Source organism: Spirochaetota bacterium (genome assembly GCA_026414805.1).
Taxonomy (GTDB): Bacteria; Spirochaetota; UBA4802; order UBA4802; family UB4802; genus UBA4802.
This window is the reverse complement of sequence record JAOAIH010000016.1, coordinates 26,987-50,403: the sequence shown is the minus strand read 5'-3', so window position 1 is coordinate 50,403 and position 23,417 is coordinate 26,987. Positions and strand designations below refer to the sequence as shown.

Here is a 23,417-nt window from a genome sequence, read left to right as displayed (position 1 = left end):
AAGATGATCAAATATGGATTGGGGTAAATCTACAACCATGGGTGTGGTGGAATGTTTCGTATCTTTTTGCCAAAGACTATGATGAAAAAATACCATTAAAATATAAATTTGACCGTACAGCATTAACCTCATATGAGTCAAACATACGTCTTTCTGACTATGGAATTACATTTGGCATCAATATCGATACTGGTGACAGAATGATTGGAAGAATTGAGCAAATACTTGGGTACCTTGGATACAAGGGCTTTATCCTTAAAATAACATATGGCAATCTGGAAGGTACAGCAAAGTGGGATGGCATTTTGGCCTCTGGTATGACATCATCTTTTGATTATAAATTGAAAATCAAACATTATGATTTGATATATTATCCCAATGATTTTGGATACTTTGGTTTTGGGCATACTGCTCTTACTATTCCAGTTCGTGTTAAATTCTTAGATGAAGCTCTTATCACATCCGGTACACCTATATATGATAAAGAATACCAAATATCGTTATACTCAATAATTTTAGGATTGGATTCTTTATCTTCTGCAATCCGTGGTGTGGACAACGAGTTAACCAAACCTGATATGGGGTTAACCCCATGGCTCTCGTACATTGCCAGATTTGGGCTGGGTAAGGGAACATTAAGTGACGAAGCTTTGCAATGGGCAATGTCACTTAATCCAGGAAAAAAAATTGTGGGTCAAAAATCGACAGTTTCGTATATGGGTGCAGATCTTGCATATGGATTGGCATATTTCTTTACCGAAACTTCTGCATTAGCGATTGGATACAGTGGCAATCTGGCACTTCTACAAAAGTGGGGTGGGCACGCCTCTGATTCCAGTGAACTTGGTTATGATACATCATTTATATTACTCAACCATGGGCCTATAGTCAGATTTTACTTACTCTTTTAAACTTTTTGTTGCATAACTGTATTGAGTTATTAGTATTTTTTTCAGTGTATGCAATTGTTTAAAAAACATTGCAGCAACCACAGTACAGCCCATTCCACTTAAAAGCAGGGTATATTGCACACCAATATGCTGGGCGATAGCTCCTGCAAAAAGATTACCAATAGTTGCCATACCCATAAATGACATGGTATACAGGCTCATAACCCTGCCACGCATTGAATCTTCCACCATTGACTGAATGAATGTATTAGAAGAAGCCATCTGTACAATTAAACTTATACCAATAATAAACATGAGTCCAAGTGAAAGATAAAAATTACGTGAGAACGAAAAAAATACCAGAGCGCATCCAAGTGAAAGCGATCCAACGGCGATGTTGTTTTCAAACCGTGTTGCATGACTTCGCGATGCAACAAATAGTGCCCCACACAGCGCACCTAACCCAGCAGTTCCTAGCAAAAACCCAAGAGTATGTGAATCACCATGAAGGATTTCTACTGCAACAACTGGCATCAGCACCATAAACGGCATGCCCAACAAGCTTATAAGTGCAAGCAGCAGCAACACTGTGCGTATTGGATAATGATTTTTAACATATATGAACCCCTCTATTATATTTTCTTTAAAATCACCAGCACGCGAAAAGTTAGTTGATTGAACATTCTTCATGAGCAACAAAGCAACAATTATACCTGAAAAGGTAACAGTATTAATTAAAAAGCACACCCCTTCGCCAAACTGCGCCACCAGAAAACCAGCAAGTGGTGGTCCAATAAGGCGGGTACTGTTAAATACCACGGAGTTTAAGGCAATAGCGTTGCTTAACAGTTCCTTTTCAGCAACCATGTCAAATACAAAGGACTGTCGCACAGGCATATCAAAAGCATTAAACAGCCCCTGCATAATATTAAGTGCCAAAAGCCATATTGGTGTAATATATCCCAATACTACCAAAAGCCCCAGCAACAGTGATTGTGCACATAACAGCATCTGTGTAATCATTAATATGTTATGGCGGTTATAGCGGTCAGCCACAACACCAGTTACTGGAGTTAATATAAATATTGGTAACTGAGCAGAAAAGGCAAGCAGCCCCAGCCACAAGGACGATGCAGTTAAACGGTACATAAGCCAGCTTGACGCAAGCTGCTGAATCCATGTCCCAATGAGCGAAACAAACTGCCCAATAAAGAACACTCTGAAATTATATACCTTAAGCGACCTGAATGGGTTGGCAGAATGGCTAATCATTGAAGTTTCCATTATTTATGGCAAGATACTCTACTTTTAGTCTTATTACATGACACCCAAAATAAGTAAATTAAAATTTTAGCACTGTTTTTTGATGCATCAAGTATATATTTTAGTCGACAAATATTGTGATAATAGCACCATTTACCATACAAATATAATTATAACTAATAGAAAGGATGACATATGAAAAGAGTTGCGGTACTTTTTGTTTTATGCATAGCGATAGTAGCTATACTTGTTGGCTTTGAGATGTTTGGTAAAAGCGATACGCAGGTAACAGTTGAACAAATAAAACAACCTATCCCTGCCCCGGAATTTTATAAAGGCATATACCTTAACTCACAATCCGGGCGCAACATGAATCTTCTTAAAAATTTTATAATAAGAGCAAAAGACGCTGGATTTAATGCAGTTGTCATTGATGCTCACAATGAAACCAACAATAAGTTTTTAATCCCAAAAGAGAGTGTTGATTATGTGGTATCACAGGGATTTTATCCTATTGCCCGTGTGGTTATGTTCCCCGATGGATTGAAAGTATATCCAGTCCCTGAGGAACTCATAAAAGGAAGGCTGGAGCTGGCAAAAAAAGCCTGTGAAGTTGGCTTCAGGGAAATTCAATTTGATTATATAAGGTTCAATGATCATGGTATACTAAAGCATATACCATTACAGGAACGGTATAACACAATTGAAGGATTTTTAGCGCGCGCAAAATCCGAATTACAGCCATATAATGTAAAAATTGCCTGTGATATTTTTGGAAGAGTCCCACTTAATACAAACGATATTATAGGACAGCGTATGGAAGGACTAGACCCTATTGTTGATGTGATCTGTCCCATGGCTTATCCCTCACACTATACGTGGAGCAAAAAGCTTATGGCTGACCCATACTACACTGTGTTTATAACTGCTAAAAGGGCAAAAGAGCGCACTAAAAATGCACAGATAGTAATGTACATACAGGCATTTAAAATAAGGGTAGCAATGTCTGGTTTGTCTTTTCAGGAATATATGGCCAAGCAAATACAGGCTGTCCACGATGCAGGAGTGAAAGGATTTATATGGTGGAATGCTTCACAACAATATGATGAACCTTTTGCTGTGACAAAGCAGTTTTATTCAAACTTTAAGGCACAGAACATATCAAAAGCAGATAACAATAAAAAAGAAGCAATTTAGCACCCTAAAAAATTATTCTTGACTAATAGACTATAAATAATTTTGCTTTTCACAATTATTGTCTTAAATGTATAAATTATATGTTACTAAAAAATTTTCAGGAGGATCGGGTTATATGACACATCACAACAAACTTTTTGGCCTGTCACCGGAAGCCGGGCGATGGGTGTACGTGGTTACTAGCTTAATAATGTATTTATGTCTTGGAAGTGTGTATGCGTATAGTATTTTCTTACCAGTAATTAAAGAAAGTTTTGGTGTTACAGCTTCCCAGGGTAATCTGCCATTTATGATCTTTTTGGCGTCATTTTCGGTAATGATGTTTTTCTCTGGAAGAATAATGGAAAAATATGGGCCAAAGAAAATAGCTATTCTTGGTGGCCTTATTGTTGGTCTTGGATGGGCACTGTCATACTTTGCTGGTGAAATGAAGAATATTTATGTATTAGTGTTAACATATGGTATTATCGCAGGTGGCGGTGTTGGTATTGTATATGGATGCCCCATTAATATTGCTGGTAAATGGTTCCCTGACAAGAAAGGTTTAGCAACCGGTCTTATGTTAGCTGGCTTTGGTGGATCAGCTCTAATAACTGGAAAATTGGCTGGTGCGCTAATTCCATCAATTGGACTCTCAATGACCTTCCTGTACTTTGGTATAGGTTTTGCAATTATTTTAATACTGCTTGCACTGCCAATTAAAACACCTGAAGCTGGATGGAAACCTGCTGGATGGGTCCCTTCAGCTGCTGCAGCAAGTGCAGTTGACTTTGATTCATCCGAAATGGTAAAAACCTCTACTTTCTGGGGACTTTTCCTGGCATATATTATCGGTTGTTTAGCAGGTTTAATGGCAATAGGTATATCCAAGCCAGTTGGTAGTGAAATAATCAAAATTGATGGGGAAACTGCAACTACCCTGGTAGGCATTTTTGCAATATTCAATGCAGTAGGACGCCCACTTTTTGGCTGGCTTACCGATAAGATCACTCCAAAAGGTGCTGCAATTCTGAACCTTTTGATTATCATAGCAGTTTCTATAATGATGCTCATGGCAAAAGAAGGCGATGTAATACTGTATACAGTAGCATTTTGCGGATTCTGGCTTATCCTAGGTGGGTGGCTTGCAATTGCTCCTACAACTACCGCTGCATTTTTTGGCTTAAAAAACTATGCCCGCAATTACGGCATAGTATTCTTTGCTTATGGCTTAGGTGCGATCATTGGTGGCATTATATCAGGACAGGCAAAGGATGTATTTGGCTCTTATCAGGTAGCTTTCTGGCCTACACTGGTACTAGGTGTAGTAGGTCTTATGATTGTTATGGCACTTCTCAAACCGCCAGTAAAGAAATAGCTCACTACTATAATAGTATATTTTTAAATAAAAAGGGCACATACTGTGCCCTTTTTATATTTCCCTTATTATAAAGGCGCTATCACCCACCTTCTTTTGAGTGAATTCAGCAACTGGCAGGCATTTTACTTTAAACATAAAAAACATCTTCATGCCTTTTTTAACAAAGCTATCTACATCGGCATCAATCATCGTTTCAAAATTTCCCTGCCCTTTTAGGATTATCATGTCAGCCTGCGATAGCTCATATAAAAAGTCTTTGCTGCTTCGGTTAAGGTTTATGCCCGGTGTGTAGTCGCCAGTGGTAATTACTCTTACAACTGCATCTAACCCAATCTGTTTTGCATCTTCCATTGTTGCATCATTTATAATTGGGCCTCCACGGACAACACAGGTTATTTTACCCACTGGAAGATGTTGAATAAGTAGCATATCAGCAACTATCTCACCCGCATTGTCAGCTATATAAAGTATTTTCTTTGAATGAGCAACCGATGCAATAAATTGCGTGTAAAAATCTTCTGGAATTGTTATATCATCAACTATATTTGCAAATTGCAACGCTATATCATCATTGTACGTATGTGCGCTAATTCCATAATCAATCAGGTTGGCAGCCAGAGCAATCCGCATTGCTTGTTTTAGAGTATTACCTGATAGCACTACTGACTTTAATCGGGGCAACAGTGTCATCATTAAAGCATTGCTTTCTTTTTTTATTTCAGCAAAGGGATCTATATCAATACGCCTTCGTATTGATTTGTACATTTCATATGCACAATCAGGCGGGCAGGAAAAATCACCTGCTATGATGGAAGTGAGTTCCTTCATCAACTCAAATGCAGTATCTGCACCCAAGTTTAGAACAGAAATCACACGATAGATATGATTAATATGGCAAGGAATGCAATGATATGTGGGCTTCATCGTTGAATAGTATTATTCTGAACAATACAACACAGTATCATCAATACCATCAGTTTCTTTAAGGCGCACCTTTACTTTATCACTAACTTTTGTATTTATTTTTATACCACAGTAATCTGGCTGAATTGGTAATTCACGGTTACCGCGATCAACAAGTACTGCCAATCGTATTATCTGAGGCCTTCCAAAGGACATTAATGTTTCAAGTGCAGCTTTTATTGTCCTTCCAGTGAACAGAACATCATCCACCAGTATAATGTTCTTTTTTGTTATGTTAAACGTAATAGAAGTTTCTTTGATTGCAGGAAGCACTCCACGCGTTGCCAGGTCATCACGATAGAACGTAATATCAAGTGTGCCCATTTTTATTTCTTTTCCACTATAATTCTCTATATACTTTTTTATCCTTCTTGCTATCTCTACACCCCGGGTTTGAATGCCAACAATGGCAATATTTGATACATCGCCAAATTCTTTAATAATATCATTACTGATATTTTCTATTGCATCATTAATTTGCTTGGCATTCATCAGTATCTTTTCTTCACACACTACTGCACCTCCAGATGGTACTCCTGTATAGGCTTTACAGTAAAATGTCCAGCTTTTTTCATAGAAATTATCCCCTGAACCGCAGCTTTTGCAGCAGCTAGTGTGGTAATTATTGGTACCCTATACCTCACTGCCGCCTGGCGTATGGTATAGGCATCTTCTTTTGGCCTCTTTCCAGTTGGGGTATTAATAATAAGGTCCACCTGCTTATTTTTTATGATATCAACAATATTGGGCCTGCCTTCGCTCACTTTATACACGCGTTGGCAGGGAATACCGTGTTCGTTAAGGAACGCAGCAGTTCCTTCAGTTGCTATAAGCTTAAAGCCTTCTTTATACAGTAATCGCATCTCTTCAAGAAGCTCTTCCTTTGACCTCTGATTAATACTAAGGAAAATTGTGCCAGACAGTGGCAATCTATCGCCTGCCGCTAGTTCAGCTTTATAAAATGCTTCACCAAAGTTTGAAGCAATCCCCATTACCTCCCCTGTTGATTTCATCTCAGGTGAAAGCAGTGTATCAACACCAGGAAATTTATTGAATGGCAATACCGCTTCTTTCACATTGAGGTAAGGGATTTTTTTCATATGGGTCAGCTCAAAGTCTTTAAGCTTTTTGCCAAGCATAATCCATACAGCAATCTTTGCAAGTGGCACACCTGTTGCCTTTGATACAAACGGTACTGTACGCGAAGCTCGCGGATTTACTTCAAGCACATATAAAATATCATTCTTTATTGCAAACTGAATGTTAATAAGCCCTACAACGTTAAGCTCCTTTGCCAGTGCAGTAGTGGTTTCAACTATTGTCTGCATCATTGTGGGCTTGACGCTCACCGGGGGCAAACTACACGCAGAATCACCTGAATGAATACCTGCAAGCTCAATGTGTTCCATTATACCACCAATGTATACATCCGTACCATCACACAGCGCATCCACATCTATTTCAAGAGCATCTTCAAGGAATTTATCAATCAGGATAGGATGTTCGGGCGATAGCTCAACAGCAGAAACTATATATTCTAAAAGGCTTTTTTCATCATATATAATGGACATTGCCCTCCCCCCCAGTACATACGAAGGACGTACCAGCACTGGGTACCCAATGCGTGCAGCCTGTGCTACCGCTTCATCACGGGTAAATGCAATGCCATTTTCAGGCTGATTGAGTTTAAGTTTATTCACAACTTCTGCAAAACGCTGCCTGTCCTCGGCCCTGTCAATTGAATCAGGTGATGTACCAAGGATCTTTACGCCATTTGCCTCAAGACGCCGTGCTAGTCTCAACGGCGTTTGACCTCCAAACTGCACTATTACGCCATCTGGTTGTTCTTTATTGTAAATATGAAGGATATCCTCTAAGGTTAGCGGTTCAAAGTACAATCGGTCAGAGGTATCATAATCGGTGGATACTGTTTCAGGGTTTGAGTTTACCATAATTGATTCAATCCCGTACTCACGTAATGCAAATGATGCATGACAGCAACAGTAATCAAATTCAATACCTTGCCCAATTCGGTTAGGCCCACCACCTAGAATCATTACTTTTTTCTTCTGCGAATGTTTAGCTTCATCCTCATCATCGTACGAGGAGTAGTAATAGGGTGTATAGGCTTCAAATTCGCCACCGCAGGTATCAACAAGCCTATAACCAGGCACTATCGCCTGCTCAAATCTGAACTTCCTTATAGTGTCTTCAAGCTCTGTTAGCCGCTTAGAATAATCCTTCTGAGCATCAGGACCTTTTTCATATAATGCTCGTAATTCATCTCTGTATAATAAAAATGCAAGCTGTCTGTCTGAAAAACCAAGGCGCTTCATTTTAAGCACAAGCTCTTTTTGTAATCCATTGCGCGCATTTTCAACAAATTGCCGCTCTGCTTCAACAAGCTCGCGCAACTGATGTAAAAACCATGGGTCAATTGACGTCAGAGCATGTATCTTTTCAACAGGCCAATCAAGTTCAAGTGCTTTTTTAATATAAAAAATCCTGGTATCACGGGGTATTCGTAAATTCTGTTCAATTACATCATTTCTTTGTCGCTCAGGCAATTGATCAACAAATACATCTATTTTCAAATTGCCATCTGAGCCAAATCCATACCTGTCAATCTCAAGAGAACGCAATGCTTTCTGAAATGACTCTTTAAACGTGCGTCCAATAGCCATTGCCTCACCAACCGATTTCATCTGTGTGCCAAGCGTTGTATCAGCTCCTTCAAATTTTTCAAATGCCCAGCGTGGTATTTTTGTCACCACATAATCTATGGTTGGCTCAAAGCATGCAGGTGTTTCACGGGTAATATCATTTGCAATCTCATCAAGTGTAAGCCCCACCGCAAGTTTAGCTGCTATTTTTGCTATGGGGAATCCAGTAGCTTTTGATGCCAATGCTGAACTTCTACTGACACGCGGATTCATTTCAATGACCATGACTCTTCCATCTTTAGGATTAACCGCAAACTGAATATTGGAACCTCCAGTCTCTACCCCAATCTCGCGAATTATCTTAATAGCCATATCTCTAAGCACTTGATACTCTCTATCGGTCAGGGTTTGCTGGGGGGCGATAGTTATGGAGTCACCGGTGTGAATGCCCATAGGATCAAAATTTTCAATAGAGCATATAATGACAACATTATCGTTAAGGTCGCGCATTACTTCTAGTTCAAACTCCTTCCAACCAATAACTGATTCTTCAAGTAAAACCTGGCTTATTGGTGATTCATCCAGCCCTTTGCGAACCAGTTCAACAAAGTCTTCCCGATTGTATACAATGTTACCACCGGTACCGCCTAATGTAAACGCCGGCCTGATAATAATTGGAAGTGGAATAGTATCTAGTACCTTTATTGCCTCATCAATAGATGATGCCAGCGCAGAATTTGGCACCTGTAACCCTATGTTAAGCATCGCCTTTTTAAAAAGGTCTCGGTCCTCGGCTTTTTTTATGGCATCAATCTTTGCTCCAATCAGTTCAACGCCAAATTTTTGCAAAACCCCACTTTCATAAAGCTGTACAGCAATATTCAATGCTGTCTGGCCTCCTACAGTGGGTAATAACGCATCAGGCCTTTCTTTTTCTATGATCTGTGCTACTATATCATGTGTTATTGGTTCAATGTAGGTTCGGTGTGCCATTTCAGGGTCGGTCATTATTGTGGCAGGATTTGAATTGACAAGAACTATCTCATAACCTTCTTCACGTAACGCTTTGCAGGCCTGTGAACCTGAGTAATCAAACTCACATGCCTGGCCAATAACAATAGGACCCGATCCAACTATTAAAATTTTTTTGATATCAGTGCGCTTGGGCATGCAGACATTCCTTTCCTTATATCATATTTTTATACGTTTTCATATCTATGCGTTCAGATGAAAATCAAAGCTTCTTAGAAACGAATATGGTGCAAGCAAAAAACCAGTAATTTTTATATTCAAGCAAAATTTTAACAATGATGTTTCACAGCTATAAAGATTCTTACATCAATTCACCCAAATGAAAATGATAGGTATATAGTAACCTTCTATACAAAATAGCAGGAATTTGGCAATTTTACAAATTTAATGCATATATTGCTAAAAAGCTGTTAATGCAGCTCTAAGGAAGCTGGTAATAGGTGCCTGTTCACGGGTATCTTCAATAGTATCCTGCAATTGTTTTATCAAATCAGTAGCCTGTGCATGAGCTGTATCTTCATTAATGATTTTGCCAAGTGTTCCTTTTCCAGTATTGATTTTATCAGTTATATCCCTCAAATTCTTAACAGTAGCATTAACGTTGCCCCTGTTGTCAGCTATGAGGCGCGAAAGCATAGTAAAGGGATCGGGTACTGATGTTCCTATAAGATTTTCACGAGTGGTTATTACAGCATATTGCTTGCCATGTTCATCCATGGCAGTTCCTGGATTAATGCTCACATATTTGCCAGCCAATGCAGTTTCGTTCCTGACAATTATTTCGTAATTTTCATAGAGCGTAAAATGATTATAAAGGCGCAATTTCACAACAACATGGTTATCAATTAAATCCACAGAATCAACATATCCCGACAAAACCCCATTTATCCGTACCTTATCGTCTTTTGATAACCCTTCAACATCCTTGAATACTACTGTCATGGGATAATATTTATGGGTATCAATAATCTCGCCACTCATTATTATAGTAAAATATCCTAACACAATCATTGCCAGTATAACTACTATCCCTACGGCAATTTCCTGTTTCATATTTCCTCCTGCCATATTAAATTTTATAACACTTCAATTGGCCCCTCTAAAGAACCCGTAATAAATTGCCGCACAATAGGATTCTTTGTATTGCGGATTCCTTCAGGGACATCACATTGTATAATTGTTCCATCATACAGCATTGCAATGCGGTCGGCAATGGCGTACGCACTATCCATATCATGAGTCACAACAACTTGAGTAATCTTAAAATCTTTTTTTAATTGAATTATGATTGTGTTAATCAAACTTGACATAACTGGATCCAGCCCAGCTGTTGGTTCATCGTATAGTATTATCTCAGGATTTCTCACCAAGACTCGTGCTAAGCTTGCTCGTTTTTTCATGCCACCACTTATTTCAGCTGGCATTTTATCACGTGCTGAAGTTAGTTGCAATAAATCCATCTTTTCCTCAACAATCCTTTTTATCTCATCTGGTGGGTATAATTTATGTTCAACAAGCGGAAGAGCTATATTTTCCTCAACATTCATCCAGTTTATCAATGCTCCTGACTGAAATACAAAACCTATTTTTTCACGAATTTTTTCAATTTGCTTTTTATTATGGCCATTAACGCGTTCACCATCAACAAAAATTTCACCTTCATCAGGAGTAAGCAATCCAGCAATATGCTTCAAAGTAACGGTTTTCCCAGTTCCTGAACGTCCGATGATGACAAAGGTCTCTCCCTTTTCAACCTCAAAGCTTAAATTATTAAGCACTTTAACGCCACTCAATACTTTGGTTACATTTCTAAATTCTATCATAATCTAATTACATTCCATCCTGCACTTATTTACCATAAAAGAGTGCTGTGATATAGTATCCTACAATCAGTACCATTAAAAACGACGAAACAACAGAATTTCTTGTTGCCTTCCCAACACCTAACGCTCCATTTGTTGCACGCAATCCATTGGCACAGCTAATAGTTGAAACCATTATGCCAAATACCAGGGCTTTTAAAAGCCCCACGTAAGTAGCCTTGAAATGCAATGACTCAAGAACATGCGTATAATACACATCAAAACTTACATCTAGCTGGAAGTATGCAACAATACCACCACCAATACTTCCAAGAAGGTTGGTATAAATTGTTGCAACAGGCAACATAATTGCAAGAGCAATAACCCGTGGCATTACCAGAAATTTGACTGGGCTTATAGCCATCATCTCCAGTGCATCAATCTCTTCAGAAACTGTCATAGTGCCAATTTCCGCTGCCATTGTTGAACCAACTGCAGCAATTAAAATGATTGCAGTCACAAACGGGGCCATTTCGCGTGTAAGAGTGGCAATGATAATATTGCCAACCAGTGCCTGCTGCTGATACGGTTTTAACTCTAATCCCGTTTGCAGTGCTAAAATCATTCCTGTAAAGAGTGCTACGATTGATACAACGATGAATGTTTTAACCCCTGCGTAATACATTTGCTTTAAAATTTCACGGCGTTTTTCAAATGCTGCTTTGGAATAATATACAACCTCCAAAAAAAGCAGCATGCAGTACCCCATCATTGAAATAATCCGTAAGGTGTTTGCCCCTATATCATAAATAAAATTAACAATAATTTTTTGTATTTTTTCTGCCATACTCATTTCCTGGTAGTGTAACTATAAATTCGTGTTTAATGTGCTCCATATATACAATATGTCAAAATCTCACTACATATACTGTTGCTTTTGGCAATACATGTGCCGCATATACAAATCCGTGATCAAGGAAAGTTGCACCTCCTTCTGCATTTTGTATTGCTACTGCTTTTTTTTGTTTTGCATTGTATGCTTCTTTATCTTTAATATTTCTGTATATAGGTATCCACCCAATACGCAATTCTTCAACAGTATCGTCATCAGTATAGCTAAAAAATGACATAAGTAATGATATATTTTGCATTGTGCTATCTTTTACAGAATATGAAATGATAAAAGGTATCTTCATTGTGAAATAATTTTCGTTCCAGCTCTGGAAATATGTCCTTAGCAATAATCCAAAACGCTTATCACCATTAGACTGTTTTGAATATTCCACTATGCTGAAAAACGGTTGATACAATCGCTCATAGCCTTCCTCATCCCTGAAAGGTAATATTGATAAGAAAGCAAAAGAGCTATCGCCCCTGTCATTATACTCATAATGAAATAACGGCCATAATTTATAAAAACGCCAGTGCCTGCCATAGCGCTGATGCTGTTGGGTATAATCTCGTTTAAAATACCAGAAAAGTATGCCATAAATAGAATATTGAGATTCAAACTCGCTGCTTTGTTTTTCAAGTACAAAGTAAAGTGGAGTAACAAAAAAAGTACTTTTATTTCTTTCAATATATTTACCATAAAATGGGAAGAAGATTCGCTTATAAATATACGGGTCATCACAATCACGAAGTTGTACAAGAGGCCATGGAAAATTGATTTCAAGATTCCCATGTTTATCATTATATCCCCATGAAAAGAATGGCCATAGTAATGAAGAACCCTCAGCCTTGCCAGATTCAAGCCAGCGCCGTGCATATAATGGTACAAAAAACACTGTATTCATAATATCATTGCCAATATATTCCTTACGAACGTTGTACAAAAGCCCATACGAATATGTATCATAAAACCCCTTCTTTTTACTATGTGCATACAATGGCATTATGCGCAGATCATCACGCAGTGGACTTTTGCCCCATTGAATTAACGGCCACAAAATCCCGTGGGCATCATAGTCCTTACTGGTGTAGTGTACATAAACGGGGATGAGTGATGCAACAAGATAAACGGCTATAACATAATACGATGATGTAGGATACAAAAAAAATAGTACAACACCAGGAAAAACATAAGTGGTAATTGAATCAGTTGCAAGCTTCCCTTTTAGGGTGCCACCAAACGGCCACAGATGAAAATATCTATCTTTTTCATCGGTTGAAACCCCATATAATACCAACGGGAATAGCCCCGTATCATTTTCGTAATGCTGTTGTCCCCAATAGTCCACTGCCTCATAAAAGCCAAATATACCCTTTGTGGTATGCTGCCTGGGTGTAACATATTTCCAGCATATCACTGGCATAAGACTAGCAGTAAACGACCCATTATTATATATATTTTTCAAATACAAAGGTCTGTATACAGTATATGCACTGTCATAGTAGCTTCCCTTTTCATATACAAACCACATCCAGTCAAAATCATTGTGAGCAAAAGCAAAAGTATTGATAGTAAAGATAATAAAGGCACTTATTGTCAACAGTTGTACAATTTTTTGTAATCCGCTATTTTTCATACGTCTTCCATATAACACTACCCATTTCTTTATGATACGATTTATGCCAGCCACCTCTTCTTTTGGATATTTAGGTTAATATTAATTATTAGAATTCGATTATAGTCACACATTACTTACATTAGTCAACTTAAATTAGCATATTTAGCTACACTACCGCATTTTGAAATACAATTCATAATTTTGTTACAATTTAAATGGGCGATAGTTACTGGTAAATCTCTGCCACCAAAATAGTATTGACATTAATGAAATCAGTCCATTGTAATTTCCTGGTATAATAATCAATTTGCCATGATAGATAATGTAACCTATGTACCCACACACGGTGGTTGCCATGATGCACACACGGGCTTTACTATTTTATACGACTATAATGGTAATAGGAATGATGACGATGATATCATGCACAACAAAGGAAAAACCTACAGGATTACAAACACACAGCATAAAATGCTCGAGTATAAATGTGTGGTCGGGGCTTGATTATATTGGTACCTTTACAATGGGAGAATACGAAAGCCCAAAAATCCGCCAAAAGCGATATCAGGCACTATTGCAAGAGATAGCTCGTCTTAATCCTGACATTATAGCTTTGAATGAAGCAAACTTTTTGCCTGATTACGTTAAAAGGCTTGCACGGGACATTAACTACGGCTACATCTACCATGTTGGTGTTGCAGGATTAAAAGTAGGTCGCTTAGGAATTCCTATCAATCTTAAAGAAGGGGACGCCCTCCTAGCCCGAAAAGATTTGTGCCTGCAACAATACGTAAACTTGAGGCAGACAATAAGTGGCGAATGGAAGAAGCAAAACTAATGGCAGAATATTGTAAGGCGATAGTTCCTGAAAATTTTCCTTTGATTGTGATGGGCGATTTCAATGCTACTCCGGATTCGCCTGAAATGCAGTATTTCTTAAATCAAGGCTTTTACGATACATATGTAAGCTCAAAAAATCGTGATCCCTACACCTGGAATCCATTAAAAAACACCAACATACAGAAATATTATGCAATTGACACAAATAAAAAATTTGATTCACTCTATTCACATCTTAATAAAATTCATGAGCTTGAACCAAAGCGAATAGATTACATTATTTTGAATAAAGCAATTGCACCTGATAATATAATTGATTCACGGGTATGCTGCACTACTCTTTATGATGGCATACATTTATCAGACCATTTTGGTGTATATGCTGAAATCAGGATTGATTAAATTGCAATTTATCAAACAGCAAAATATTTTCTGTTGACATTACGGTGCTTCATATATATAATGAAGCACAACAAGCTAAAATAAAGAAGGAGGTCATTTGCAGTATGAAGAAAATCATATACGGACTTATGGCACTGTTGTTATGCTGTTCAATTGGCATTGTATATGCACAGGATGAGAAAGCAAAAGAAGCGCAAAAAGTTCTAGAACAGGAAAAACAGCTCAGTGACCAGGTATATAAAGAAATCATATTAGAAGACTTTGAAACTACTGAATATACTGATAAAAATATAAGTTTGCGTGTGGTAAAAGATGAAAAAGCAGGTGTTGCAATGCGAACCGACTATCCTGCACCTGTACAAAACTCAAAGCGATATTTAGGTGTGAAGGTTTTTGCTAAAAGTGGTTCGGTATTAACAATCATTCCTGCAAAACCTTTGATCATAGATAAATACTGTAAATATATCAACATGTGGGTATATGGGAAAAACTTCTCCGGTGAACTTTCAATCCTTGTGAAAGATGCAAATGGCAATATAAAACGCCTGGTAATGGGTAAATTGAATTTTTTGGGCTGGCGGAAGTTATCAGTTCCCATTACCGATGAAATTGCACAAGAAGATAAATATTTAGCTCAAAAAAGAAATATTGAAATTGTCAAGATACTATATAACCCAAGCACATTAGAACGCCTGCCAGCATGGAATTACTTCTATATTGATGATATTACAGCCATTGTACGTGAAAAATATATAGATAAGCAAAGTGACGAGTGGTAAAAAATAGTAAAGCAGGGATGCATAGCACCTGCATCCCTGTGTATATCCTTATAATTGGTATGCAATCATGGAAATAGCACTATTAATAACTGCGCTTTTGTGCGCTGTTGGCGGTATACTAGGTTCAATTTTCCCAATACTTCCGGGACCACCACTTAGCTTTTTTGCAATTATTCTCATTAATCTCAGTGGATTTGCTTCTTTTAGTTTTACCTTTTTGCTTATATCCGGAGCTATCGCCGCCATACTCACTGTGCTTGATTACATTTTACCTTCATGGATTGTTAACCGCTTTGGCGGTTCAAAGAAAGGGGTAGCAGGTTCAATGATTGGATTAATAGTGGGCAGCATACTTTTGCCATTCATTGGCATAATTATTGGTCCTTTCATAGGTGCATTCATTGGTGAACTTATGGCACACAATGACGCTTGGACTGCACTGAAGGCAGCATTCCTCACTTTTGCAGGTTTTTTAATTAGTACAGGTTTGAAATTAGGGTACACAATTACAATAGCGTATTACATTGTAAAAGCGTTAATGGGGCAACCAGGACCACCTGACTACCCCATTATTTAATATTGTGCTATTACTTGCCTTTGAAGTTGGCTTCGCGTCGCTCAATAAATGCTTTGACACCTTCCTGAGCATCCTCACTTTTCATAATTGGCAAAAGGTCGGGCAAAAGACGCGCAAGTGCAGCTTTTGCCCCTTCAACGCGTGAAAGTCTTGCCGAGCGCAAAATTGCTCTGACCCCAAGTGGTGCCTGTTTTGCTATAACCTCTGCAATTGCAATTGCGCGCGTAAGCTGTCTCCCCGGCTCCACCAACTCCTGCACCAACCCCAAACGGTAGGCTTCCTGTGCATTCATTTCATCGCCTGTGAGTAAATACCGCATGGCATTGCCCCAGCCTATCTCCTCAAAAAGCCGCACTGTGGCACCACCCACCGGATATATCCCGCGCTTTACCTCAATCTGGGCAAGACGCAGGTTGGTAGCTGCAACCCGCACATCGGTTGCCAGCATCAGCTCCCAGCCCACTGTGAAGCATATACCCTGTACTGCAGCAACAATTGGCTTTGACACCCGGTTGTCTTCATCAATGCCAAACGGATCTTTACTGCCCTCCGGCAATGTGGGGTACACACCTTTAGAAAATGGCTCCACCCACTGCACAAGATCAAGACCAGCAGTGAAATGATCCCCATGCGCAAACAGCACACCACAGCGCAGGTCATCATCAGCATCCAATGTGCCATAGGCCTTTGCAAGGTCCCAGTACATATCCACATCAAACGCATTGCGCTTTTCGGGGCGGTTAAGCCCAATGAGCAGCAGATGCCCCTTTTTTTCTACAGTAATTTTTTGTGTCATAGCAACCCCTATGTAATAATATCATGATTAAAGTAAAATGATACGGTACTGCCAGATAATGTCAATACCATAATATACTTTGCGATAGTTACTGTAGATTGACTTGGAATTTTTATCACACATTTATGAACTTCTGTTACTGATAACAATTCGCGATAGATACAGAATAAATAAAACGATTTCAAGAGGTAGCTCTTCTTTAATTTCACATGCCCATTTAGTCGATAGCAACGCTGCTCTTTGTATTCTTCCTATTTCAAGATTGTTTCTTTTAATAGTAAAATAGTTTTTAATACTCAAATATGGCGAATGAAGCACTATTTTTTGTGTGTTGTAGTGAATTATAAATTTATCTATAAAAAAACTTGGTTTGGTTGCACTTGCAATTACAGCCTTATCACTGGAAGATGTTAAAAACCATTTCCCACATAAACTTTCACGCAGCGCAATGTATGTTGTATCGTTACTCTGAATTATACTTTTGGTTTTAAACCATGGAACTTCATTAATAATTTTGCCAATAAGCTCGTTATCATGATGCACATCAAATTTAGTTTCAAGCCAATCAATAGGAACTATCGTATACATACTATCGTATTCTCCTTCCGCAACCGGGGTAAAATGTATAGTCATTTTAAATGACATTTCCACAATATGGACAATAATTCATACTATTTGTGCTAGTGTTATAATTGTTAGTCTTAAATCTAAAAAAGTCCTCTTGAGAGCTATCGACAACATCATATAATGAATAACGGTTTTTACTATAAGTATTTTTATAATTAAAGATTGTGCTGGCAATGCCTATCCCAATAAAAACAATTCCAAACAAAAGAAAAAAGTAAAGATGGGGTTGCTGCATCTCATTTTCCTGTGCAAATAAGGGTACAACAAGCACACTCCATGCTATGCCAAAAACAACAATACTTATTGAACCAATAAAGCAAGCTAGCCAAGTAGCCCTGCCGGGTTTAACGCTTTTCATCATTTATATCGCCTCATAATGGGATATATATACATAATAATTTGGAATAAAACCAAAATATTCTTTTTTATACACAAGATAAATAATCAATTTATAATGCCTCCCTACTTCCAAATTATCATAGCTATTATTTACGATTCCAGCCACATGATAAAAGGGCCCTGACCTGGTTATGCCATCAATTTCAAGTAATGCCCCTTCTCTGCATTTTTCTTTGAAGGTAATTGTTACTTCTTTTTTTACAGGTGGCATTAGAGGGCCAAATGTTTTATCTAATTCAAAAAGTTTTTGTTTTTCAGTGTTAGTGGATATATCTGGCAAAAGATAATTATCAGCTGACATTGATGTGAAACGTTTGAGATCATCATTGCATTGAGCTATTCTCTTTTTCATTTTTTCTGTAGTTTTAATATCACCTGCCTGTTTGGCTACTTTGCACTTTGCTTGATAATTTTTTAATTCAAAGGTGATAGCATTTATCGTTGCTCGTAAGCAACCTGATTTAATTATTATGGCATCATTAGCATATAATACTCCTAATAGTAAAATTGCAATTACTGATGGTAAAATAATTTTATTCATTATCAATCTGTGGCTCTCCCGGCATTGGAATATCATACTCACGGTTACTATTTAAAGGGTCTGTTGGCGTATCAAACCCCCTACCGGCTTCTTCTCTTGCACTGTCATAGTTTTTCTTTTCTGCTTCTTTTTGGGCATTTTTTGAATCGCGCTCTATTGCCTTTGCATCATCATACACACTGTTATCATTTGCATTTGCCATTCCAGTTAGCATAAAGCACATCATACATATAACAATAAATATAAATATTCTTTTCATCTGTGCCTCTAAAAAAATCATAAAAAACTGCTCTCTTTCGGAATTATTCATATAAATAGTAAGCAGTTTTATCTATTGTATTGTGCCCACAAGGGGACAACCAAAATAACGGTTTTTAGAAATTACCTTATTTTTTAACATTTATATTCAATATAACACTCTCCCACTGTTTGTTGTTGAGTTGCGTAGCAGTGACAGCAAAACCACGTGTGACAGCAAACCTCTCTTCGGTATTGACAGTTTTAAAACCTTCACCCTGCAACTTCTTCATATCCAGCCAATCAACCTTTTTTTCAGTAAAGAACAATGTTATTGTATCCTCACCTGCTGGCTCAGTTACCGTTAACTCAAATCCGTCATCATCAGAAGGAATTGAATACACAGTGTTTGCCATAATCTTATTGTCCTGCTTAAACTGGTTTGGAAAAAGAATCACTACTTCGCCATTGGGCTGTATATCTACAATTGTCACATAGCCTGATTTATTAGCTTTGAATTTAAACTTAACTGAATTGCCAATTTTTAAGCCCTGATTGGGATCTACTTTTTTACCGTCTTTTGTTTCAACCCAAAAATCAACTTGAATATCGGGGCTATCGTTACGCATTTTCTTTAAATTTTCACGTGCCAGAAAGCTTTCAATACCCAAAGCCAATTCGGTGCCAACCTGTTCTACAGCTTGAAACGTATGGCTTGATGAAGCAATCACCCGCCCTGTTTCAGTATGCACTGCCCGTGCACTTATCGTATTTTTGTCGATAGCTCCAAAAATCATAACCTTTATTCCTAAAATCTTCCCTTGCTGCAAAGCGCTTTGTTCATTCACAAGTCCTGTCATAGAAAGCTGGATTTCATTGACAATACTTTGCATCTGTGAACGCTCAACTAATTTTATAAACGGGTACTGCTGTAGAGACTTTGTTAATTGAGAAACAACCACTTCAGACTGATTCCTGTTAGCAGCAGTAAATGGCATAATACCGGTAGTAATATATTCCTGAGCATACCCATTAACTGTTAAAGACAATAGTACAATAAAGTTGATAAAAAGAATTCGTATTTGCATACTATCACCTCACTGTAGTATATTGTGATACATGCTATTACATAACAACCATTACTTTATCCTCCCAATTGGGAATGCCTGCCCATGTGGCGTGGCAGTTGGATATTGACCCTTTTTGAATAACCTTTCAGCTAATGCTGGAACCTGATCATCTACATAATTTGCTAATTCCAAAGTTTTAATAAAACCATCTTTATCATAATCAGCTTTTCCTTTTAAACCTTCTACTAGAACATACGTAAATAGCCCATGACTCGCTTTTAATCATACAGCATAAAAATTTCAAGATAATTATCGCTCCAGTAAAAAACATTTTTTTCATTTTAACTACTTTATCAATATATATATTTAAGAAATAACGCACAATAGCACAAAAATATTGTTGATTAAATATATTCCACACTCACAATCGCTATCAATAATCAAACGCACACTACTAGCTATGAACGACACAAAATTATGGATGGCATTATCGCGTATTGAAGGCATAGGCATTGCCTCATTAAAAAAAATTCATTCATTGCTTGCAAGCCTTCAGCTGTCGCTGTATGACATTTTTGAGCTTGAGCCAAAAGCGATAGCTCATGAAACCGGTCTTTCATTAGAGTTGAGCCAGTACATTGCAAAAATCCCAAGAGCTATCGACAAAACAGAAAAAGAATACGAAGACCTGATTGAAAAAAACATTGAACCCGTTCTTTTTTTTGATAGCCGCTATCCAGAAAAAATTCTAAAGAATATAGATTACCCTCCACCCATATTGTATTTTTTTGGAAATAGTGATATTATCAAAACAATCACAATTGCACTACTATCCGACCACAATGCAAGCGAGCGTGGTTACCACATTGCCTATCACGCAGCATCAATAGCAGCACGGCATTCTATTACTGTAGTAAGTGGCTTTGCCAAGGGTCCTCAAATCATGGCGCATCGTGGGGCGGTAGAAGCTGGTGGTAACACAATTGTGGTTATACCTATGGGCATGGATAATTTGATTATCCCGGATATTCTCAAAGACAGTATTAATCTGTCACAATGGCTTTTTATTTCTCCTTTTGTCCCACAGGAAGAATATGCCCTGCACAATTCATATAAGCGTAACAGTATGATTGCTGCCATGGTTAATGCGCTTATCATCATTGAAACGGCAAACAATGCAGGATGTTTTGAAGCAGCAAAAAGTGCAAAAAAATATAAAACTCCGCTATTTGTGGTTGAATATGCAAAATACCCGGATAGTGCTATAGGTAACCCGGTTCTTATTAAAGATTACCAAGCAACCCCTTTACGTGGCCGCATACAGAATGATGTCCTGGTTCCTAATATGGATGCATGTATTGCAAAGGCCAGGTATGGCGATAGTAACTAAGTATTGTTTTTTGCCATTATAATGTCGATAGTATAATAGATATTGGATTTTATATTCACATCATGATATCCATTGCAATAATGTTGATATCACGGAGATTCCAATATTTACATTTTCATCCGGGTCGGGATAAAATATGGGAAAAATCTCTTATTTACATATAGATTCTTTAGGTCACTTCATAATTTAAGTATGAAATGATAATAATTTATATAGGAGAAAGAAAATGAAATATTACGAAGCAATAGAAAAATTCAAAACATACAATATAGTTCTTCTATGCGGATTATACGGATCAGGAAAAACTGAATTTGCAAATACATATTTTAAAAATTCTGGATTATACCGTATTTCACGATTGGAACTCAGAAAACTTATGTACGAGATGACTCACTTTGGTGAGCCATGGGCAGCTGAAAAATTTACAGAAGAAGATGATGTGCTTGCAAAACACGTTGAGCGTAAAATAACCGAACACTTTATTCAGAATAAGCGCAATGTACTGATCATCAATACCTTTATGACAAAAAAATCCCGGCAACGTTTTATCACTATTGCAAAGGAAAATAAAAAAACAATAGGTGCTATATTTCTTGATACGCCCCTTGAAAAATGTTTGGAGCAGAGCAAGCGTTTACAATTAACCATACCAGAGTATGTAATCCGTCAATTACACAGTAAAAAAGAATTGCCTTCAAAACAGGAAGGTTTTCATGACGTACTTATAATCAATGATTTTACACTGACTGAATAGAACTGCTACAGTCTATTGAATAACTGATTTATAGTATAATCATTAATTTCAAATTCTAAATCGTGCACAAAGCCTTTTGCAGGAATGCCAAAGAGTGCAGTACATATCGTATCAATTAATGTTATCTGATACAGTAGTGAGCGCTGATCTGTTAAAGGAACATTCCTTCGTACTGACATTAAGAATTCCATACTGTATACCTGCATAAGCTGTTTAAATTCGTACATTTCAAGCAATTGTTTTTGCAACCGCTGTTTCTGAACAGATAAAGCAGTATATATATCTGCGGTATCATACACTATGTGTGAAAATAGCTTTATGCAATCATACAATAGGGATTCATCATTTTCAAAAACAAGGTTATCGATTAGCCTTTTAATTATCTGTAAATTTTCAATTTTTGCATACAATCGCACTGCTATTCTGGCAGTAATGTATTTGTTCAATAGTTGTTGATTGTTTGGTATAGGAATATTTTCTTTTGGTAAGTATAGTTTTGTCACAAACGTTTTATAAACTGAAGGATCACTATATGTAATTACCTGACCTGCTATATGTAATGATATATATGTAATATATCTTTCAATTCCAAACACTATCTCATTAACATTTTCTTCAGGTATCCCTTTTGCGGGTATATATGGTTCAATAATTTTTCTGAATTGTTCGTCGGGCACCACAATCAAATCAATAATTCCATACTCTTCCAATATGCTTTCAGATATCTGTTCAGGAAACAAACCTAATGATGATTCAATAAAATGCAAAGCATTATTGTCTGCTATAAACGGTTGCTGCAAACGCTGCAAAATTAGCTCATTTATTTTTTTTATGTCATCCATACATCAAGCCCTTATTTATGTATATTATCAATGTGTTAACACACCGTCAATATAGCAATCCTTTTATTTTTTTACAATGCAAAGAAGTATTAGAATGCACTCTTTGGTAATGCTTTAAGCAAAGTAACAAGCATGCACATATGATATGGTTAGATTAAAAGTAGATTTTCCAAAATGCTTAAATTCAATAAAAATCACAAGTGTGATAAAAAATCTAATACAATTTCTACGCTTTTAGTATCCTTGCAATGGTACTTATTATTGCAGGTAAAAAGTTACAACAGTTTAAAATAAATCCAAGAATTGTAGCATTGCTAATATTTATATATAAACATGATTACATCAAAGTTTTTAAAAATATACGTTGTAAGAAATGAGAATAAATGCATCACAGACAATTTGATATGTGCTAAATTACTATAACATTGTTATTCCAAAATCCAGAAAAACAAGAAATAAATGTTTGACAAAATATTTTAAAGT

General features: G+C 37.3%; 25 protein-coding genes. 9 read left to right on the top strand and 16 right to left on the bottom strand.

Going from position 1 to position 23,417, the window contains the following annotated elements; genetic code table 11:
* A partial coding sequence (locus N3F66_05085; protein MCX8123522.1) for a hypothetical protein occupies positions 1-911 on the top strand: 911 nt, incomplete at its 5' end.
* Here N3F66_05085 and N3F66_05080 read toward each other — a convergent pair.
* Complete coding sequence (locus tag N3F66_05080; GenBank protein MCX8123521.1) at positions 900-2,162, bottom strand: MFS transporter; 1,263 nt, start codon at positions 2,160-2,162, stop codon at positions 900-902. The genes N3F66_05085 and N3F66_05080 overlap by 12 nt on opposite strands.
* Before the next feature lie 186 nt (positions 2,163-2,348).
* Between N3F66_05080 and N3F66_05075 the strand changes: the two genes are divergently transcribed.
* Positions 2,349-3,350 (top strand): putative glycoside hydrolase, encoded by a 1,002-nt coding sequence (locus N3F66_05075; protein MCX8123520.1) that lies wholly within the window; start codon positions 2,349-2,351, stop codon positions 3,348-3,350.
* Between the two features lie 115 nt (positions 3,351-3,465).
* Positions 3,466-4,707 (top strand): OFA family MFS transporter, encoded by a 1,242-nt coding sequence (locus N3F66_05070; protein ID MCX8123519.1) that lies wholly within the window; start codon positions 3,466-3,468, stop codon positions 4,705-4,707.
* Between the two features lie 54 nt (positions 4,708-4,761).
* On the opposite strand, the gene N3F66_05065 is transcribed toward N3F66_05070, so the two are convergent.
* The 7 genes from N3F66_05065 to N3F66_05035 form a co-directional block, all read right to left on the bottom strand.
* Positions 4,762-5,634, bottom strand: coding sequence for an ARMT1-like domain-containing protein (locus N3F66_05065; GenBank protein ID MCX8123518.1), 873 nt, complete (start codon positions 5,632-5,634; stop codon positions 4,762-4,764).
* 12 nt (positions 5,635-5,646) lie between these two features.
* Positions 5,647-6,186, bottom strand: coding sequence for a bifunctional pyr operon transcriptional regulator/uracil phosphoribosyltransferase PyrR (gene pyrR / locus N3F66_05060; protein ID MCX8123517.1), 540 nt, complete (start codon positions 6,184-6,186; stop codon positions 5,647-5,649).
* Positions 6,186-9,506 (bottom strand): carbamoyl-phosphate synthase large subunit, encoded by a 3,321-nt coding sequence (carB, locus tag N3F66_05055; protein ID MCX8123516.1) that lies wholly within the window; start codon positions 9,504-9,506, stop codon positions 6,186-6,188. The genes pyrR and carB overlap by 1 nt, the downstream gene beginning before the upstream one ends.
* Positions 9,507-9,767: 261 nt before the next feature.
* Positions 9,768-10,421, bottom strand: a complete 654-nt coding sequence (locus tag N3F66_05050) for an MlaD family protein (GenBank protein MCX8123515.1) — start codon at positions 10,419-10,421, stop codon at positions 9,768-9,770.
* A 23-nt stretch (positions 10,422-10,444) separates the two neighbouring features.
* Positions 10,445-11,191, bottom strand: coding sequence for an ATP-binding cassette domain-containing protein (locus N3F66_05045; GenBank protein MCX8123514.1), 747 nt, complete (start codon positions 11,189-11,191; stop codon positions 10,445-10,447).
* A gap of 25 nt (positions 11,192-11,216) precedes the next feature.
* On the bottom strand, positions 11,217-12,017 hold the full coding sequence (locus N3F66_05040) for an ABC transporter permease (protein ID MCX8123513.1): 801 nt from the start codon (positions 12,015-12,017) through the stop codon (positions 11,217-11,219).
* A gap of 61 nt (positions 12,018-12,078) precedes the next feature.
* Complete coding sequence (locus tag N3F66_05035) at positions 12,079-13,698, bottom strand: hypothetical protein (protein MCX8123512.1); 1,620 nt, start codon at positions 13,696-13,698, stop codon at positions 12,079-12,081.
* A gap of 337 nt (positions 13,699-14,035) precedes the next feature.
* Here N3F66_05035 and N3F66_05030 point away from each other — a divergent pair, with 337 nt between their 5' ends.
* The 4 genes from N3F66_05030 (at position 14,036) to N3F66_05015 (ending at position 16,278) form a co-directional block, all read left to right on the top strand.
* The gene (locus N3F66_05030) at positions 14,036-14,518 is read left to right on the top strand and encodes an endonuclease/exonuclease/phosphatase family protein (GenBank protein MCX8123511.1); all 483 of its coding nucleotides are present in this window, start codon (positions 14,036-14,038) and stop codon (positions 14,516-14,518) included.
* Positions 14,518-14,922, top strand: a complete 405-nt coding sequence (locus N3F66_05025; protein MCX8123510.1) for a hypothetical protein — start codon at positions 14,518-14,520, stop codon at positions 14,920-14,922. The genes N3F66_05030 and N3F66_05025 overlap by 1 nt, the downstream gene beginning before the upstream one ends.
* A gap of 104 nt (positions 14,923-15,026) precedes the next feature.
* Positions 15,027-15,701, top strand: coding sequence for a flagellar filament outer layer protein FlaA (locus N3F66_05020; GenBank protein ID MCX8123509.1), 675 nt, complete (start codon positions 15,027-15,029; stop codon positions 15,699-15,701).
* A gap of 67 nt (positions 15,702-15,768) precedes the next feature.
* Entirely contained in the window at positions 15,769-16,278 is a 510-nt protein-coding gene (locus tag N3F66_05015) for a DUF456 domain-containing protein (GenBank protein MCX8123508.1), read from the top strand.
* 10 nt (positions 16,279-16,288) lie between these two features.
* Here N3F66_05015 and N3F66_05010 read toward each other — a convergent pair whose 3' ends face one another.
* The 7 genes from N3F66_05010 to N3F66_04980 form a co-directional block, all read right to left on the bottom strand.
* Positions 16,289-17,074: a crotonase/enoyl-CoA hydratase family protein gene (locus N3F66_05010; protein ID MCX8123507.1), complete on the bottom strand. Its 786-nt coding sequence runs from the start codon at positions 17,072-17,074 to the stop codon at positions 16,289-16,291.
* Between the two features lie 123 nt (positions 17,075-17,197).
* Positions 17,198-17,707, bottom strand: coding sequence for a hypothetical protein (locus tag N3F66_05005; GenBank protein ID MCX8123506.1), 510 nt, complete (start codon positions 17,705-17,707; stop codon positions 17,198-17,200).
* A 1-nt stretch (position 17,708) separates the two neighbouring features.
* A complete protein-coding gene (locus tag N3F66_05000; protein ID MCX8123505.1) occupies positions 17,709-18,062 on the bottom strand; it encodes a hypothetical protein in 354 nt (117 codons plus the stop codon).
* The gene (locus N3F66_04995) at positions 18,063-18,641 is read right to left on the bottom strand and encodes a hypothetical protein (GenBank protein ID MCX8123504.1); all 579 of its coding nucleotides are present in this window, start codon (positions 18,639-18,641) and stop codon (positions 18,063-18,065) included.
* Positions 18,634-18,900: a hypothetical protein gene (locus N3F66_04990; GenBank protein MCX8123503.1), complete on the bottom strand. Its 267-nt coding sequence runs from the start codon at positions 18,898-18,900 to the stop codon at positions 18,634-18,636. The genes N3F66_04995 and N3F66_04990 overlap by 8 nt, the downstream gene beginning before the upstream one ends.
* Before the next feature lie 127 nt (positions 18,901-19,027).
* The gene (locus N3F66_04985) at positions 19,028-19,966 is read right to left on the bottom strand and encodes a DUF4384 domain-containing protein (GenBank protein ID MCX8123502.1); all 939 of its coding nucleotides are present in this window, start codon (positions 19,964-19,966) and stop codon (positions 19,028-19,030) included.
* 51 nt (positions 19,967-20,017) lie between these two features.
* Positions 20,018-20,140 (bottom strand): hypothetical protein, encoded by a 123-nt coding sequence (locus tag N3F66_04980; protein MCX8123501.1) that lies wholly within the window; start codon positions 20,138-20,140, stop codon positions 20,018-20,020.
* 268 nt (positions 20,141-20,408) lie between these two features.
* Between N3F66_04980 and N3F66_04975 the strand changes: the two genes are divergently transcribed.
* Complete coding sequence (locus N3F66_04975; GenBank protein MCX8123500.1) at positions 20,409-21,338, top strand: DNA-processing protein DprA; 930 nt, start codon at positions 20,409-20,411, stop codon at positions 21,336-21,338.
* 226 nt (positions 21,339-21,564) lie between these two features.
* On the top strand, positions 21,565-22,092 hold the full coding sequence (locus N3F66_04970) for an AAA family ATPase (protein ID MCX8123499.1): 528 nt from the start codon (positions 21,565-21,567) through the stop codon (positions 22,090-22,092).
* A 5-nt stretch (positions 22,093-22,097) separates the two neighbouring features.
* Here N3F66_04970 and N3F66_04965 read toward each other — a convergent pair whose 3' ends face one another.
* Complete coding sequence (locus N3F66_04965; protein ID MCX8123498.1) at positions 22,098-22,934, bottom strand: hypothetical protein; 837 nt, start codon at positions 22,932-22,934, stop codon at positions 22,098-22,100.
* Between the last annotated feature and the right edge of the window lie 483 nt (positions 22,935-23,417).

What these genes read in the sequence shown, in the direction of transcription:
- N3F66_05080 (MCX8123521.1), bottom strand. Translation starts at nt 2,162, where the DNA reads ATGATTAGCCATTCTGCCAACCCATTCAGGTCGCTTAAGGTATATAAT.
- N3F66_05075 (MCX8123520.1), top strand. Translation starts at nt 2,349, where the DNA reads ATGAAAAGAGTTGCGGTACTTTTTGTTTTATGCATAGCGATAGTAGCT.
- N3F66_05070 (MCX8123519.1), top strand. Translation starts at nt 3,466, where the DNA reads ATGACACATCACAACAAACTTTTTGGCCTGTCACCGGAAGCCGGGCGA.
- N3F66_05065 (MCX8123518.1), bottom strand. Translation starts at nt 5,634, where the DNA reads ATGAAGCCCACATATCATTGCATTCCTTGCCATATTAATCATATCTAT.
- carB (MCX8123516.1), bottom strand. Translation starts at nt 9,506, where the DNA reads ATGCCCAAGCGCACTGATATCAAAAAAATTTTAATAGTTGGATCGGGT.
- N3F66_05050 (MCX8123515.1), bottom strand. Translation starts at nt 10,421, where the DNA reads ATGAAACAGGAAATTGCCGTAGGGATAGTAGTTATACTGGCAATGATT.
- N3F66_05045 (MCX8123514.1), bottom strand. Translation starts at nt 11,191, where the DNA reads ATGATAGAATTTAGAAATGTAACCAAAGTATTGAGTGGCGTTAAAGTG.
- N3F66_05040 (MCX8123513.1), bottom strand. Translation starts at nt 12,017, where the DNA reads ATGGCAGAAAAAATACAAAAAATTATTGTTAATTTTATTTATGATATA.
- N3F66_05035 (MCX8123512.1), bottom strand. Translation starts at nt 13,698, where the DNA reads ATGAAAAATAGCGGATTACAAAAAATTGTACAACTGTTGACAATAAGT.
- N3F66_05030 (MCX8123511.1), top strand. Translation starts at nt 14,036, where the DNA reads ATGATGCACACACGGGCTTTACTATTTTATACGACTATAATGGTAATA.
- N3F66_05025 (MCX8123510.1), top strand. Translation starts at nt 14,518, where the DNA reads ATGGCAGAATATTGTAAGGCGATAGTTCCTGAAAATTTTCCTTTGATT.
- N3F66_05020 (MCX8123509.1), top strand. Translation starts at nt 15,027, where the DNA reads ATGAAGAAAATCATATACGGACTTATGGCACTGTTGTTATGCTGTTCA.
- N3F66_05015 (MCX8123508.1), top strand. Translation starts at nt 15,769, where the DNA reads ATGGAAATAGCACTATTAATAACTGCGCTTTTGTGCGCTGTTGGCGGT.
- N3F66_05010 (MCX8123507.1), bottom strand. Translation starts at nt 17,074, where the DNA reads ATGACACAAAAAATTACTGTAGAAAAAAAGGGGCATCTGCTGCTCATT.
- N3F66_05005 (MCX8123506.1), bottom strand. Translation starts at nt 17,707, where the DNA reads ATGACTATACATTTTACCCCGGTTGCGGAAGGAGAATACGATAGTATG.
- N3F66_05000 (MCX8123505.1), bottom strand. Translation starts at nt 18,062, where the DNA reads ATGATGAAAAGCGTTAAACCCGGCAGGGCTACTTGGCTAGCTTGCTTT.
- N3F66_04995 (MCX8123504.1), bottom strand. Translation starts at nt 18,641, where the DNA reads ATGAATAAAATTATTTTACCATCAGTAATTGCAATTTTACTATTAGGA.
- N3F66_04990 (MCX8123503.1), bottom strand. Translation starts at nt 18,900, where the DNA reads ATGAAAAGAATATTTATATTTATTGTTATATGTATGATGTGCTTTATG.
- N3F66_04985 (MCX8123502.1), bottom strand. Translation starts at nt 19,966, where the DNA reads ATGCAAATACGAATTCTTTTTATCAACTTTATTGTACTATTGTCTTTA.
- N3F66_04975 (MCX8123500.1), top strand. Translation starts at nt 20,409, where the DNA reads ATGAACGACACAAAATTATGGATGGCATTATCGCGTATTGAAGGCATA.
- N3F66_04970 (MCX8123499.1), top strand. Translation starts at nt 21,565, where the DNA reads ATGAAATATTACGAAGCAATAGAAAAATTCAAAACATACAATATAGTT.
- N3F66_04965 (MCX8123498.1), bottom strand. Translation starts at nt 22,934, where the DNA reads ATGGATGACATAAAAAAAATAAATGAGCTAATTTTGCAGCGTTTGCAG.